The sequence below is a fragment of the Rhizobium leucaenae USDA 9039 genome (assembly GCF_000426285.1).
Taxonomy (GTDB): Bacteria; Pseudomonadota; Alphaproteobacteria; order Rhizobiales; family Rhizobiaceae; genus Rhizobium; species Rhizobium leucaenae.
Genome location: NZ_AUFB01000008.1, coordinates 113,294 through 128,077, shown reverse-complemented (window position 1 = coordinate 128,077; position 14,784 = coordinate 113,294). Strand labels below are relative to the sequence as shown.

The 14,784-nt window shown below is 58.2% G+C and carries 13 protein-coding genes; 4 read left to right on the top strand and 9 right to left on the bottom strand.

From position 1 onward, the window contains the following. Positions 1-64 precede the first annotated feature (64 nt). Entirely contained in the window at positions 65-937 is an 873-nt protein-coding gene (locus K290_RS0114500) for a TIR domain-containing protein (RefSeq protein ID WP_028752593.1), read from the top strand. A gap of 115 nt (positions 938-1,052) precedes the next feature. Here K290_RS0114500 and K290_RS0114495 read toward each other — a convergent pair whose 3' ends face one another. The 6 genes from K290_RS0114495 to K290_RS0114470 all read right to left on the bottom strand — a co-directional run bounded on the left by K290_RS0114495 (position 1,053) and on the right by K290_RS0114470 (position 7,708). Beyond that, positions 1,053-2,225, bottom strand: a complete 1,173-nt coding sequence (locus tag K290_RS0114495) for a patatin-like phospholipase family protein (protein ID WP_028752592.1) — start codon at positions 2,223-2,225, stop codon at positions 1,053-1,055. A gap of 11 nt (positions 2,226-2,236) precedes the next feature. After that, positions 2,237-2,980, bottom strand: coding sequence for an acetoacetate decarboxylase (locus K290_RS0114490; RefSeq protein ID WP_028752591.1), 744 nt, complete (start codon positions 2,978-2,980; stop codon positions 2,237-2,239). A 42-nt stretch (positions 2,981-3,022) separates the two neighbouring features. Then, positions 3,023-3,829, bottom strand: a complete 807-nt coding sequence (locus tag K290_RS0114485) for a 3-hydroxybutyrate dehydrogenase (RefSeq protein ID WP_028752590.1) — start codon at positions 3,827-3,829, stop codon at positions 3,023-3,025. Between the two features lie 284 nt (positions 3,830-4,113). Beyond that, entirely contained in the window at positions 4,114-5,133 is a 1,020-nt protein-coding gene (locus K290_RS0114480; RefSeq protein WP_028752589.1) for a LacI family DNA-binding transcriptional regulator, read from the bottom strand. 279 nt (positions 5,134-5,412) lie between these two features. Continuing rightward, entirely contained in the window at positions 5,413-6,183 is a 771-nt protein-coding gene (locus tag K290_RS0114475) for an L-iditol 2-dehydrogenase (RefSeq protein WP_028752588.1), read from the bottom strand. 211 nt (positions 6,184-6,394) lie between these two features. After that, entirely contained in the window at positions 6,395-7,708 is a 1,314-nt protein-coding gene (locus tag K290_RS0114470; protein WP_028752587.1) for an ABC transporter substrate-binding protein, read from the bottom strand. A gap of 285 nt (positions 7,709-7,993) precedes the next feature. Between K290_RS0114470 and K290_RS0114465 the strand changes: the two genes are divergently transcribed. Both K290_RS0114465 and K290_RS0114460 read left to right on the top strand, forming a co-directional pair. Next, a complete protein-coding gene (locus tag K290_RS0114465; protein WP_028752586.1) occupies positions 7,994-8,983 on the top strand; it encodes a tagatose kinase in 990 nt (329 codons plus the stop codon). Further along, a complete protein-coding gene (locus tag K290_RS0114460; protein ID WP_028752585.1) occupies positions 8,980-10,248 on the top strand; it encodes a class II D-tagatose-bisphosphate aldolase, non-catalytic subunit in 1,269 nt (422 codons plus the stop codon). Before K290_RS0114465 ends, K290_RS0114460 begins: the two co-directional genes overlap by 4 nt. An 83-nt stretch (positions 10,249-10,331) precedes the next feature. Here the strand turns inward: K290_RS0114460 and K290_RS0114455 are convergent, their stop codons facing one another. The 3 genes from K290_RS0114455 to K290_RS0114445 are packed head-to-tail and all read right to left on the bottom strand — an operon-like array spanning position 10,332 to position 14,085. Continuing rightward, a complete protein-coding gene (locus K290_RS0114455; protein ID WP_037135434.1) occupies positions 10,332-11,582 on the bottom strand; it encodes a c-type cytochrome in 1,251 nt (416 codons plus the stop codon). Further along, entirely contained in the window at positions 11,579-13,345 is a 1,767-nt protein-coding gene (locus tag K290_RS0114450) for a GMC family oxidoreductase (protein WP_028752583.1), read from the bottom strand. Before K290_RS0114450 ends, K290_RS0114455 begins: the two co-directional genes overlap by 4 nt. A gap of 2 nt (positions 13,346-13,347) precedes the next feature. Continuing rightward, complete coding sequence (locus K290_RS0114445; protein WP_028752582.1) at positions 13,348-14,085, bottom strand: gluconate 2-dehydrogenase subunit 3 family protein; 738 nt, start codon at positions 14,083-14,085, stop codon at positions 13,348-13,350. A gap of 46 nt (positions 14,086-14,131) precedes the next feature. On the opposite strand from K290_RS0114445, the gene K290_RS38180 reads away from it, so the two are divergent. Further along, positions 14,132-14,596 carry a hypothetical protein gene (locus tag K290_RS38180; protein ID WP_028752581.1) on the top strand — a complete coding sequence of 155 codons (465 nt, stop codon included), beginning with the start codon at positions 14,132-14,134 and terminating at the stop codon, positions 14,594-14,596. Positions 14,597-14,784: the final 188 nt, after the last annotated feature.

Below are 14,784 nucleotides of genomic sequence, written 5' to 3'. Positions count from 1 at the left end.
CACCAACGGTTTATTTGTTAGAGACATAACAGTGCCATGCACGGTGAAATGATGGGAGGGCGGCATGTATAACCTGATCGTCTCCGGCAGAGAGGCACCGTGGGATGGAACGCCATTGGACATCGATCTCAGTCGTTGCGTCAGCATATTTGAATATACAGAGCAGGCGATAGCCGACAAATTTGACGTGACGGCCGAGGCGTCACAACTGCCACTCATGCGGTTGCCGACCATATTTGCGCACGAAACCTTCCGCGAGCGTTCCCCGCAATTCGGCGTTATCCGAGATATCGCCATTCGCGAAAGGCGTGTTCACGTCGACTACGAGATTCAGCCCCTTCCAAAGTTTCTCACATGGCACGATATGGTGGACAAGCAATTTGTCCTCGGTCTTGGCGATTGGGAAATGAACCGCACGCATTGGGCGGTAAAGGACGTAAACTTACCCAAAGAACTGCAGCTCTTGGGGTTCACACTGCCCTCTTGGACGAATCCCGTGGGCCGTGCGGTGAACATAAACTCTCATCGCTTCGACGTTGGTTTGTCGTTCCCTGCTGAAGCAGCAAGCTTTGTTGCAAAAGTTGCCGCTCAACTTGAAAAGCACATCGGCCCTCATTCCTATTTTTACGATTATAATTACCAAGGACAACTAGCGCGGCCAACAGCCGACCTCCTGCTGCAGGATATTTATCAGAACCGCTCCAAGCTGATTGTCATGTTTGTCGGCTCCGATCATCAGTCCAAGACATGGTGCGGCATGGAATGGAGCACCATCCGCCAAATCACAGCGCAACGGCAGCAAGATCGCATCATGTATATTCTGCTGGACCATGGCGACTTTCAAGGTGTTTTAGGGACTGATGGATACCTAGACGCGCGCGACTTCAGTCCCGGCGAAATAGCCGATGCAATCACGGCGAGAGTTCAGTTTCTTTAGATTGTGGACAGGTCCGCCCGATCAGCGCATGTGGCGCCCCCCAGCGTAACGCTCTTTGTTGAGAGCGTTACGGATTGTCTGGAGATAATTGGGCACGACAATGCTTTTCGGGAGATCAGCTCGGATCGTTCCGGTGAACGTCGTGCACGGTCATGCCGATCGATTCCGGCGGCTTTTCCAACCAGCGGCGATGCTTCAGGGTCTTGCGCGTGTCCTGATAGCCGGAATCCCAGTGCTCGCGCATCGAGGTGCCCGAGAATTCGTAGTCCTTGGCATCGCTTTCGTAGATCTTCTGCTGATAGATGAGATGGACGATGTTGATCTGCGGCACGTCCTCCATGGCGAGCAGGAATCGCCGGTCGTCGTCTGTCAGCGCTTCCGGCGGCACGCGCATCAGCGCTTGCCGCAGCTTCAGCCGCAGATTATGCATGCGGCGGAACGTATCCGTATTATTGCGTGTTCGGCTGGAATACATGATGTCCTTATGCCGGGCGAGCACATCCGCCATGTCGCGGGGCAGTATGCCGCGTGCGCTGAAGAGGTCGACCTGGAAAACCAGTGTGTCGCGCACCTCCTCCTGCTCCAGCAGATACTGCAGAGGCGTGTTCGAGACGATGCCGCCGTCCCAATAATATTCGTTCTCGATGCGAACGGAGGGGAAGGCCGGCGGCAGCGCACCGGAAGCCATGACATGCTCGGCGCCGAGCACCTCGAGATGGCTGTCGAAATAGCGGTAGTTGCCGGTGCGCACATTAACCGCACCGACACTAAGCCTCTGTCGGCGATCGTTCAGAACGTTCCAGTCGATCAGGCGGTTGAGCGTCTCCTTCAGTTCCGAGGTGTTGTAGAAGCTAGTCGCGCCTACGGCGCCCGGAGGCTGGAACCAGGGATTGATCTGATGGGGCGAGAAGAAGCCGGGCAGGCCCGACATCATCGTCAGCATTGAACTCGTCTGATTGCGCATCTTGCGAAAGACATCGCCTTCCGGCGTGAAATGCCAGATCTTGCGGTGAGAAATCGTCTCCCAGAAATCACGCAGCCGGTCGAGCCGGTTGCCACGCGTATTCCCGGCAATGATCGCGGCGTTAACCGCACCGATCGAGACGCCGGAAAGCCAATTGGCCTCGATGCCAGCTTCATGGAGTGCCTGGAAGACACCGGCCTGGTAGGCGCCAAGCGCGCCGCCACCCTGAAAAACGAGGCCGATGGACTGATAGGCCGCAAGAAGATCGGCGATATCGGGCGTTTCGGATTTAAGCTCGGGCTGGAGCTTGATCTGTTCGTCCATGATCCTGCTCCTCAGGCCGGTTCGCGCATGTAGTCATGCACGACCTCGCCAAGACCCAGCGTCAGGTCGGCGATAAAATGAGTGGCCGAGACAATCTTCACGACCGGCAGACGGTCGACGTCGGCGATGACGTGCCGGAAGAGCTGCAGGTCGGCAGGTCCCGTCCAGGCGCCTTTCACGGTGATGTCTTCGAGATGATAGCGCACCAGCTCGCAGATGCGCGGCGTCGCGTCGACATGCGGGATGATCTTGACGAGGAAATTCGGCTTGGCAAGCGAATGGGCAACCTCGGCAGCGTTGAGCGTGCGGTGTTTGTAGCCCATGCTGGCGGTAGCGCAGAGCACGGAACCGTAGTGCAGCGTGCCGACGATCACCTCACCCTCGTGGACGAGCTTGGGATAGGCGAGCTTTTTCGGAAAGCCCCAGATTTCCCGCCCGCCGGCGATCGGCGCATCGTCGTCGAGATACATGGCGTGCACATAAACGCCCTCTTCGCCCCGGAAGCGGACAGGGATCACCTGTCCGGACTCCGTGTAGTCGCCGAAGCCGGTGGAATCTGGCATTTTGATGAACTCGTATTTCACGATGGGATCGACGATCTCCAGCGGCTGCGGCACGATGGCCCTAAGCGCGTCGGGATCCGTGCGATAACTGATGATGACGTATTCCCGGTCGATGAAGCGATAGGGACCTCGCGGGTAGGCAGGGTTCGTCAGCGGCATGGCATAGGCGTTGCGTACGTCGGCGGCTTTCATGTCGGTCGTTCCTCATCGCAAGAAAATTGGACGGATCGGCGGTCAGTGCGCAGTCCAGCCGCCGTCGATGGGAAGGATCGTGCCGGTCATGGAGGCGGCTTCCTCGCTGGCAAGGAAAAGGGCCAGGCCAGCGACCTGATCGACCGTGACGAATTGCTTGGTCGGCTGTGCCTCGAGGAGCACATCGTGGATGACCTGCTCCTTGGTGAGGCCGCGCGCCGCCATTGTGTCGGGAATCTGCCTTTCGACCAGCGGCGTCCAGACATAGCCGGGGCAAATTGCGTTAACCGTGACGCCGTTTGTGGCGGCTTCAAGCGCGACGGTCTTGGTGAGGCCGGCAATGCCGTGCTTGGCCGCCACATAGGCGGACTTGTAGGGAGATGCCACGAGAGCATGGGCGGAGGCGATGTTGATGATGCGGCCGAAGCCACGCTGTTTCATGCCAGGCAGCGCCGCCTTGATGGAGTGGAAGGCGGCGATCAGATTGATCTCGATGATTGCCTGCCATTTCTCATCCGGAAACTCGTCGATCGGCGCGACGTGCTGGATGCCAGCATTGTTGACGAGAATGTCGCAGCTACCGAAACTGTCGAGCGCCAGCTTGATCATCTCACCGATTTCGGCGCCGGAGAGCATGTTTGCCGGCGAATAGAGGCAACGAACATCGAAATCCCTTTCGATCCCAGCGCGCTCTGCCTCGATGGCGCTGGCATCGCCCAAGCCGTTGATGACGATATTCGCGCCCGCGGCGGCAAAGCGTCGGGCAATGGCAAGCCCGATGCCGCTCGTGGAGCCGGTGACGACGGCGGTTCGGTTGGCAAGGGCTTTCGGCTGGGTCGCGTCGTTCATCGGGTTCTCCAGTGTCGCTTTGGCGAAGGGCATCTTCGCGTAGCTTTGGATCACGCCGACATGTCGCTGGTATGACTAGCCCGGCACAGCACTTAAAAGTTGCCGTGAAATGGAGACCTATAGGAAGTCTGGATCGCTTGATCCGATGTAGGCTGGGCGCAAATACATCGCAAATCTGGATCAAATCACCGGTGCGGACCCCCAAATGCGCTGTTTCACATGCCGAGACGTAACATCTATTTGATCGGTCGCTGACGACCAACGTCTATCGAACTTTACCTCCGTCACGCGGATTCCCGAAGCATCAGATCGCCAGACAACAAGAAGCGGCCCGTGGGGCTGAAGTTTTCCCTCTCGGAATCGGCCTCGCCAAGCATGGCAAGAAGCATATTCACGGCGCGTTCGCCGATCTCGCTGACATTTTGGGCGACCGTCGTTATCGGCGGACAGGCGTATCGCGATAACGGATGATCGTCGTGACCGGCTATTCTGATGTTCGCGTTGCTCCCATGCCCGACCTTCAGCCCCAATTTGTAGGCAGCCGCGATGGCACCGAATGCAATACGATCGTTGGCGCAGAGGATGGTCTTGGTGGGCAGGCCGTTTGGACCCCCTGCAAGGCGCATGGTTTCCTCGAAGCCAAACCGCTCGAAGTCCCAGGTGCGGACCTTCGGCACCGGCAGCACGTGCGGAGTCATTCCAAACTGAGCCATTGCATCGAGGTACGCGTTCTCGCGTGTCCTCGCATTGGTATTGACGTCCGGCATGCCAAGATAGCTTGGGGGCTCTCCGGAACGACACAGGTAGTCGACTATAAGCCGGAAGCTCTGCTCATTGTCAGTTCCGACGAATGCGGATGTGTCATCCAACGGCGAGTCGACGTAAACAAGAGGAACACTCCGCCCATACTCGGCCAGAGTTCGCTGGTGAGACTCCACGCCAAGCGGCGCAATAATCGCTCCGGCCACATTCAACGATTTGAGGGTGCGGATCGCCCTATCCTCAAGATCGGACTGACCATCCGTCGACAAGACAAGCGGGAAAAAGCCCGCTTCCGTCGCCAGCGCCTCAATCCGGCGCGTCAGAGCCATGTAAAAAGGGTCGATCGAGCTCGGAATGATGATGCCGACGATATTCGTGCGTCGGCGATTGAGATTGACCGCGAAAAGGTTCGGCCGGAAGCCGGACTTTTTCAGTGCGACCTCAATGGTTTCCCGCGTCTTCTTTCGAACGGAGCTCGGATCGTTGAAATACTTGGATACCGTAGGACGGGATAGACCGACAAACTCTGAAAAGTCCTCCATCGTTTTGATCGGTTTCGGCACGACCCATGTCTCCTGACGTTACCATAGAGTGTCTATCCGACTCTCTTCTGATGGAAAAGAGTGTTCCCCGATCGGGAGAAACCGAAGATCAATCCGCCACACAGGCAGCATCTCCGATGACGGAAGGCGATGCGATATCAGCCGCGCCCCGCCGCCCTGACGCGCACCGGTGCGTGCCCGTGGTGAGTGAGGGAAGCGGCGCGTTCGCAAGTGCCGCGGTCCTTTCTCTAAAAAGATATGGTCTTCATCGTCGTTCTCTCAGCTCATCCAGTTGCCGCCGTCGACGTTGTAAGTCTGCGCGAGGATGTAGTCGCTGTCAGACGATGCCAGGAAGACCGCAAGCCCCTTGAGGTCGTCCGGAGTTGCGAACCTGCCGATCGGCACGGACTTCGCGACGGCGGCCTTCTTCTCGCCCGGCTTCAATCCTTCCCATTTGGCAAAGTGAGCATCGACGATATCCCAATGCTCGCCATCCACCACTCCGGGAGCGATTGCGTTGACATTGATGCCATACTTGACCAGGCCCAATGCCGCGGACTGTGTCGCTGAGATGATTGCGGCCTTCGAGGCGCAATAGAGCAGCACGAGCGCCTCGCCTCTACGGCCCGCCTGGCTCGCCATGTTGATGATCTTTCCTCCCCGAGCGCGCGCGATCATGACATTCGAAACGGCCTTCATTATGAAGAGCGGGCCCTTTAGATTGATCGCGAAGACCTTTTCGTAGCTGGCTTCGCTGATTTCGTTGATGGGAGCCATATCGAAGATCGCGGCGTTGTTCACCAGGATGTCGATGCCGCCATACTTCTGATCGATCTCGCTCACGACCGCGTCGATGGCGGCGAGATCGGTCACGTCAAGCTTCATGGCGGAGACGTTAGGCCCCAGCTCATGGGCGGCCTGCCTCGCGCGGTCGATGTTGATATCGGCAATCACCACCTTTGCGCCTTCCTTGACGAAGGCCTCGGCAAAGCCGAGGCCGATTCCGCGCGCACCGCCCGTGATGAGCGCAATTTTGTCTTTCAGTTTCATGGTTCTTCTCCCTAAGTGAGCGTCCTAGTGGGACGCATGGATAGTGTTGTATTCCAGTTGGCACCGCTCTCTTCGCAATGCGTCGGCCACCGGCCGGCAGCGATCAACGGAGCGATTGGAGAGAAGAGAAAACCGGAGTTCCGGCGGCTGACGCAGCCGGAACCCTCCGGGAGGAGCCCGCAGTTGCGACACCGCGGGCGAAGCCGCTGTCTCACTTGACGTAGCCGGCCTTTTTCATCTCGCGCTCGACCTGCTTCTGGGCATTGTCGAGGGCGGCATCGACAGTTTGCTGACCCGCGAGAGCCGAGGCGATCTGCTGACCGACGAGCGTGCCGATGCCCTGGAATTCAGGGATCGCGACGAACTGGACGCCGGTGTAGGGAACCGGATCCTTGGTCGGGTGCGCTGGATCGGCCGAAAGAATGGCCTTCTCCACGGTGGCAGCAAAAGGCGCAGCCTTCTGATATTCGGGCAGTTCATAGGTCGATTTGCGGGTGCCGGGCGGAACCGCAACCCAGCCCTCCTTCTCGCCCACCATCTTCACGTACTGTTTGGACGTGGCCCACTTGATGAAGGATTTCGCTGCTTCTTCCTTCGTGGACGATGTCGGGATTGCGAGGTTCCACGACCACGACCAGCTTGATCCATTCGGCGTCACGTTCACCGGAGCGCGCGTGAAGGCAATCTTGTCCGCGACTTGGCTTTGCTTGGGGTCGTAAACACGGCCGGCTGCCGAGGTGGCGTCGATCCACATCGCGCAATGACCAGTCGAGAACAGCGCCTGGTTCTCGTTGAAGCCGTTCGAGGTCACGCCGGGAGGACCGTCCTTCTTCATGAGGTCGACGTAGTCGGTGATGGCTTTCTTCCATGGTTCGGAATTGATCTGGGGCTTCCAGTCCATGTTGAACCAACGGCCGCCATAGGTATTGATCATGGTTCCGAGGAAAGCCATGTTTTCGCCCCAACCCGGCTTGCCGCGCAGGCAAAGACCGTACTGCTCCTTGGACTTGTCGGTGAGCTTGTCTGCGAATTCCTTGATCTGATCGTAGGTTGGCTGATCGGGCATCTTGAGCCCCGCAGCGTCGAACAGATCCTTGCGGTACAGGGTAAACGAGCTTTCGGTGTAGAACGGTATCGCGTAGAGCTTACCGTCAACGGTCAGACCGGATTTGATGGGCGCGAGCAAATCGCCGTAGTCGTAGTCGTCGCCAAGGTCGTCGATCGGCTGAAGCCAGCCCTTCTTGCCCCAGATCGGTGCCTCATAGCCGCCGATCGTCATAATATCGTACTGGCCACCCCTTGTTGCGATATCCGTCGTCAGCTTCTGGCGAAGCACGTTTTCTTCCAAGATGACCCAGTTCAGCTTGTTGCCGGTTTCCTTTTCCCATTCCGGCGACAACTTCTGCATGATGATCATATCGCCGTTGTTGACGGTCGCGATTGTCAACTCTTCAGCTTGAGCAAGACCCGCGGCGAGCACGCACCCAGCGGCAGACGATAGCAATATCTTCAGCAAATTCCCCATTGTCTCGATCCTCCTTACGAGCGTTAGCGCACAAACTTACATGCGTAAATATTAAATCCATCAAATGTTATGTTCTTGTCAACACAAAGTTTCCTATGCGAACTGACAAGGCCCGGCATCTTTCGCGGAGCTATTTGAAATACATTATGAAATCTTTTTGTTTTTATGAGCGCCGCTACAATCGCGTCGGCGGAAACTTGTGCGCTCGCAAACTTTTCGCGCGTCAATTTTATTGACATTACCCCCTGCGATGATTATTCAAAGCCGATAGCGTGGAGGACGAACATGGCTAAGCCTGCCGCAAGACTGGCCCCCGAAAAACTAGGGCCGACGATCACCGTCGGTGAAATCCTCGTGGAAGTCATGGCGACCACGACAGGCTTTGGCTTCAAAGAAGCGCAGAGCCTGTATGGCCCGTTTCCCAGCGGAGCCCCCGCAATCTTCATCGATCAAGTTGCGCGTCTGGGCGGCGCGGCGGGAATCATCGCAAGCGTCGGCAATGACGATTTCGGTGCCCTGAACGTCGAGCGGCTTCAAAACGACGGTGTCGATACTTCGGCGATTTCCGTGTCGACGGATCGTCCGACGGGCAGCGCCTTCGTCCGTTATCGAGACGACGGATCGCGAGACTTCATCTTCAACATCATACATTCGGCCGCCGGCGCAATTGAATTGAGCACTCAGGCAAAGGTGCTTATCGCGCGGGCCGGCCATGTTCACGTCATGGGATCGGCTTTTGCGATACCTGGAGCGGATGTTGCTATCCGGACTGCCATTGAAGCCGTGCATCAACGAGGCGGATCGGTCTCATTCGATCCGAATGTCAGGAAAGAGCTTCTCGGAAGTGGCAACCTTCGGCAACAGTTCGAATACATGCTTAGGAATGCCGACCTGCTTCTGCCGTCGGGCGAGGAACTTTTCGTTGCTGCCGGTACCGAGAACGAGGCCGCCGCTATAACACGCCTGCAGGATCTCGGCATCGATGAGATTGTTCTCAAGCGTGGCAAAGACGGCGCGACCTACTTCGGCGCCGCAGGCGCGCGATATGATTTCCATGGTTTTATCGTTGAGGAAGTTGATCCTACCGGGGCAGGTGACGCTTTTGGAGCAACCTATCTCACATCCCGGCGTCAGGGACTTGGGCCAGAGGTCTCCCTTGAGCGGGCAGCGGCGGCCGGAGCCCGCAATGTGACCCTGCAGGGACCAATGACAGGTCTCCCCAACATTGCCGAGCTGGACGCATTCATCGCGTCTACCCCACGGAGAACAAAATGAGCGCTTTTCTTCGAAACCTCGCCGACGCGCGGCGGGCAGGGCAACCGGTTGGAATAACCTCCGTATGTTCGGCTCATCCGTGGGTCCTCGACGCCACTATGTCTCTGGCCCGCAAAAAGCCAGGGCCGGTGCTCATCGAGGCCACCTGTAATCAAGTCAACCAGTATGGTGGATACACCGGCAAAAATCCCGCTGACTTCGCAAAAGAGGTCCTCGAATTGGCAGGGGCCAGAGGTGTTCCGGTATCCGACATCATCCTCGGCGGCGATCATCTCGGACCAAACCCGTGGCGCAAGGAGACCGCTGCAGCCGCTATGGCGAAGGCCGAGGAAATGGTCGCTGCCTATGTGAAGGCTGGCTTCACAAAAATACACCTCGATGCGTCCATGCCATGCAGCGACGATCCTAAGGTACTCGGTGATGCCATAGTCGCCGAGAGAGCGGCAAAACTTGCAGCCGTCGCCGAGCGTGCTGCGAAGGAGATCGGAGCGCGGCCGCTCTACGTTCTCGGAACCGAAGTCCCCGTGCCAGGCGGTGCGAACCACGCCCTTGATATCGTGGAGCCAACGACGGCTTCGGACGCGCAAGCAACGATAGACATCCACCGCGAGATTTTCACGCGGAATGGTCTTTCCGAGGCGTTCGATCGCTGCATCGCCTTTGTCGTCCAGCCCGGCGTCGAATTCGGCAATGAAAATGTTGTGCCCTACAAGCCCGAACTTGCGCGCGAACTCACCAAGGTTCTCGACAAGGAAGACAAGCTAAATTTCGAGGCCCACTCGACGGACTATCAAACCGAAGCGTCGTTGGCCGCTTTGGTTCGGGACGGTTTTCCGATTCTGAAGGTCGGACCAGGCCTCACATTCGCGCTGCGTGAGGGCCTGTTCGCCCTCGATTTGATCGCGACAGAATTGAACCGTGGGTACTCAAGACGCCTTGCCTCCACGATGGAGAAGCTCATGTTGGAGAACAAGAGCGACTGGCAAGGTCATTACCACGGCAGCGACACCGAAATCGCTTTGCAGCTCCTTTATAGCTATAGCGACCGCATCCGCTACTATTGGGGTCTGCCGGCGGCAGTGGACGCAGTCCAAGAATTGGAAGACACGCTGCGGGGTCGCTTCATTCCGGCGACGCTGGCAAGTCAGTTTCTTGGACGTATTGCCGACAAGATTCGTCCAGGCGATAACGTTCCGACTATTGTACAGCTCTATGTGTCTGATGTTCTCGAAACGTATGGCCGCGCGTGTCGCTCGGCAACTTGATCTTCGCTCGGCGGCTTCTTCTGCTGACTGCGAAGTCCACGCGTGCCGCCCGTCCTCGCCGAGATGGGCAAGCGGAACCGCAATCATTTTGTCGTCGTGATCGCCTGCACCTTCGATCGAACATCCGCGACATCCGAAGCAGGGACCGCGGCAGCATGGTTGCCCCAGGCGTTTCTGACATAGGTTGAAAGGGCAGCGATCTGCTGGTCGTTCAGCTTCCAGCCGAAGGACGGCATGGCGGTATTGTTCGGATTTTCTGTCGTCGATGCTGCCCTTCCGCCATTGAGGATCAGGCGAAGCATGGTGAGCGGATCCCGCGATTGAACGACGGAACTGCCCTTCAGCGACGGGAACAATTTCGGTATGCCCTGGCCGTTCGCCTGGTGGCAGGCCGAGCACGAATCCTTGTAGATCGCCTCCCCTGCCTTGCTCGCAGCACGATCGTCACCAGTTGACGAGGGTGAGGCGGGCAGCGTCTTCAGATAGACGGCAATGTCCCTCAGATCCGCATCGGTCATTTTAGACGTCGAATCCTCCACGACTTCGGACATTGCCCCATAGGCAACGGTGCGGCTGTTGTGGCCGGTTTTCAAAAAGGAAACGATATCGTCGAGGCTCCATCGGCCGAGGCCGGCAGTCTCGTTCGAGGTGAGATCGGGCGCAAACCAGGTCTCGATCTCTGAACCTTTGAAGCGGTCGGATGTCTTGACCGCGCCGAGCACATTCTTGGGACTATGGCAGGCACCGCAATGGCCAAGACCCTCGACAAGATAGGCGCCCCTGTTCCATTCCGCAGATTGTTTACCGTCGGGCTGGAACGTGCCGGGAGAAAAGAAGAGTGTGTTCCATCCGGTCATCGAAAAGGAATGATTGAGCGGCCAGACGAGCTGATTGTCCGGACGCTTGTTCCTGACCGGCGCGACCGTCCGCAGATAAGCGCGGATCGCGTCGACATCCTCTCGCTTGACCTTCGTAAACCATGGATAGGGAAAGGCGGGGTAGAGATGCGTGCCATCCGCCGCGACGCCCTCATGCATGGCTCTATAGAACTGATCGCCGGTCCATGCGCCGATACCGGTTTCCGGGTCCGGTGTGATATTGGGCGTATAGATGACACCGAATGGCGTCTCCAACGGCCTGCCGCCTGCGAAAGGCTGGCCGCCCTCCTCGGTATGACAGGCGACACAGTCACCGATGTTCACCAGATACTGCCCCCGCTGCTCCAGCGCGAAATCGCCGACCTGTGCCCTCGCCGAGGGCCAGACGACGATGCTCGCAATGGCAGCCAAGCCGATCGTTGCGGCGGAGATCGCTATGGTTCCTCGACGGGTCATGCCTGCACCAACGGGCCTGGATTTTTGAGATACCGGCTCTTTATCGCGTCGGCGGACCAGAGCGCCAATGCGCTCACCGTCCCCGTCGGATTGTAGCCGCTGTTGTGCGCGAAGGCGCTTGCGCCGACGACGAACAGGTTCGGCACCTCCCAGTGTTGCAGATAGCGGTTGACGACGCTCTGCTGCGGATTGGCACCCATAATGGCGCCGCCGGTATTATGCGTGGTCTGATAGGGATCTATGTCGTAGTGAGGGCCTCGCGGCGCGGCGTTGATCTCGCGCGGCTGCATCGCCTTGGCGATGTCTGTCATCTTGCCCATGGCGAAATCCTGCATGTTCAGCTCGTTGGCCTTGAAGTCGTAGGTCATGCGCATCAGGGGCCGGCCATGGATGTCTCTATAGGAAGGATCGAGATCGAGATGGTTGGCGCGGTTGGGCATGACGGCTCCCATCAGGCTGATCGACATCGACGTCAGATAATTCCTGACGAAAGCCTGCTTCCACTTGGCGCCCCATTTCGGCGTGCCCTTCGGAAGCAGTTCCGTCTCGATCGGCCGTCCCGTCGTGACGTAGCCCGCGATATAGCCGCCATGGATGAAGCCCAGCCCCGTATGGTCGAAATTATCGCCGTTCCAGTCATCGGCGATCATCCCGAGCGCGCCGGCTCCGATGAAGGGATTGAGTAGCTTGTCCTCGAAGAAGACGTTGACGCTCGGATTGATCTGGTAGCAGTAGTTCTTACCCAGCGTGCCTTTACCCGTCTGGGAGTCATAGACCTCGCCGATGCCGGAGATCAGCAGAAGCCGGACATTGTGCGTGATATAGGCGCAGACGATCACGAGTTCGGCGGGCTGCTCGTATTCCTCGCCCTGTCTGTCGACATAAGTAACGCCGGTGGCGCGCTTGCCGCTGCTATCCCGGTTGATGAGAAGAACCTCGCTGTCGGTTCTGAGCGTGAAGTTCTCCTTCTTCATGAGAACGGGAAGGATCGTCGTCTGGGCACTGGCCTTCGAATAATTGCCGCAGCCGAATTTCTCGCAGAAGCCGCAATAGGTGCATGGCGCCATCGTGACGCCGAGCGCGTTAGTATAGGCCTGCGACATGTTTCCCGAGGGACAGGGAAAAGGATGCAAACCGAGGGATTGAGCCGCTTTCGCAAACAGTGTCGGGCCGTATGTCTGCTGCATCGGTGGCGTGGGATAGGATTTGGAGCGCCTGCCTTCGAAGGGATTGCCGCCCGCTTGCCTGACACCATCGACGTTGCCGGCCTGGCCCGAAATGCCGCATAGCTCTTCGAACCTCGTATAGTAGGGTTCGAGCTCATCATAGGTGACACCCCAATCCTGCAGCGTCATGTCCTGCGGGATCATCTCGGCGCCGTAGCGAGCCTCGGTCCGGGTGCGTATCTCGAAGTCGTACGGCAGAAAACGCCAGACCTGGCCGTTCCAATGGATGATCGACCCGCCCACGCCGGTGCCCGGCAGGAATGAGCCGAGCCGACGCATGGGAAGTGCCGTCTGGTCCGGCGAATTGCGGAAGGTCAGCGTCTCCCGCGCCGTCTGCTCGAAAAGATGCCCCTGATACCGGTAGCGCAATTCGTCCTGGATGAAGGTCGGCGCAAAATCGGTCGCTGTATCGCGCCAGCTACCGCGCTCCAGTGCCACCACGTTGAGGCCCGCTTCGGTCAATTCCTGCGCCATCAATGCGCCGGTCCAGCCGAAACCGACGAGAACGACATCTGTCTGTGGAAGCTTCCTTGCCATGGTCAGCTCTGCTGGTTCCAGTCGGGCCGTCCGGCAATTCCAACCGGTGGCTCACTATAGCGTTCGCCGTGACGTCCCACCCAATCGCGGTAATCGTAACGCGCACCGGGAAAGCCGATCATCTTCCAGCCGGCCATGTCCTTGTTGCCACCATAGATCGGATCGCAAAACATGCCCTCCTTGGTATTGAGCAGCAGCATCTTGAAGAACGTCTTGGCATCGGCGCCTTCCAGTTCCGCCTTGCCGGATTCGATCTCCTGGAGGATTGCGTCCTGGTCATCCGGCGAAAGGGCGGCGAACGATTGTCCGCCATGCCTTGCCGCCGTCACCTTCTCGATCGCAGCAATGGCGGTCCGATACATGTCGGACGGAGAGAGCCGGGATTGGTAGCCTTGAGTTTCCTGCCCTTTCGACCAAGGGCCTTGCATATACCAGCTATCGGCACGCCCGTAGCCGCCGGCGAGCTGATGGTCGATGAACAAAGCCACCCGGCATTCTTTTGCCCCTGGGCCGAGTTCGTCATGCGGACAGATGCGCTCCGTCGCTGCTTCCATGAACTCAACTTCCTTGGGAGAAAAAAAGCGATAGGTGGGGCTATCGTTAGCCGAGGGTTTGTCGGCCTGATGCGGCAGCCAAGGCTCGTGGCCTTTGATTGTCTCGGCTACAGACTGGGTTCCGGCTGCGATAGATACGACACCGCCGCCAAGAAACAATCGCCGCGTGAGCTGAGTCTTTTCCATGACGCCGCCGCTAAATTGATCAGCTTTTACCAAACGCCACAGCCCGATGGGTGTTCCAGCCCCGGCCCTCAATTTGGTGGAGAGATCAATTTGGGAGCGCCGGGGAATTCGGCGCTCCGTTGTTAAAACCGGCCTCAACGCCTACGCGCCGGGCCGCTATCCCACCTTTGCCCGCGCGACCGGCGTGAGCTGGATGCTGGGCATCGGACGGCTGGGCAGCATTCTGGGTTCATCGATTGGCGGTCTACTGCTCGGGTTCGGCTGGGACTTCCGCGGCATCTTCTGTGCGCTCGCGGTACCCGCGGCGGATCGGCGCGGCGGTAATCCTGATCAACGAACTGCAATTGACGCCGCAACTTCAACAACGAGCGACGAGATAATTGCCCATGCGGCTCCCATCGGAGCCGCATGTTTTCTCTGCAATGACGTTGACGCTAGCAATACCCGGAGAGCCCTTCCGACGCCGGATGCAGGTGCAATCGAACCTTGCCCGCTTTGCGTCGTTATCTAGTCATGAAATGCATCGTGTCTTGTAACGAACTGGAAGCATTGAAGTCGCTTGGTAACGACCAATTTTTCGCGCCGCAACATCTAGGTGTCAGTGTCGATCTCTTCAAAGCTTGCCGCTCCGATCGGTCTGCCCCCCGCACGCATTTAAGCGCCCGGGTCGGCTTACCGATGACGTTGCTCTGTTGAGGA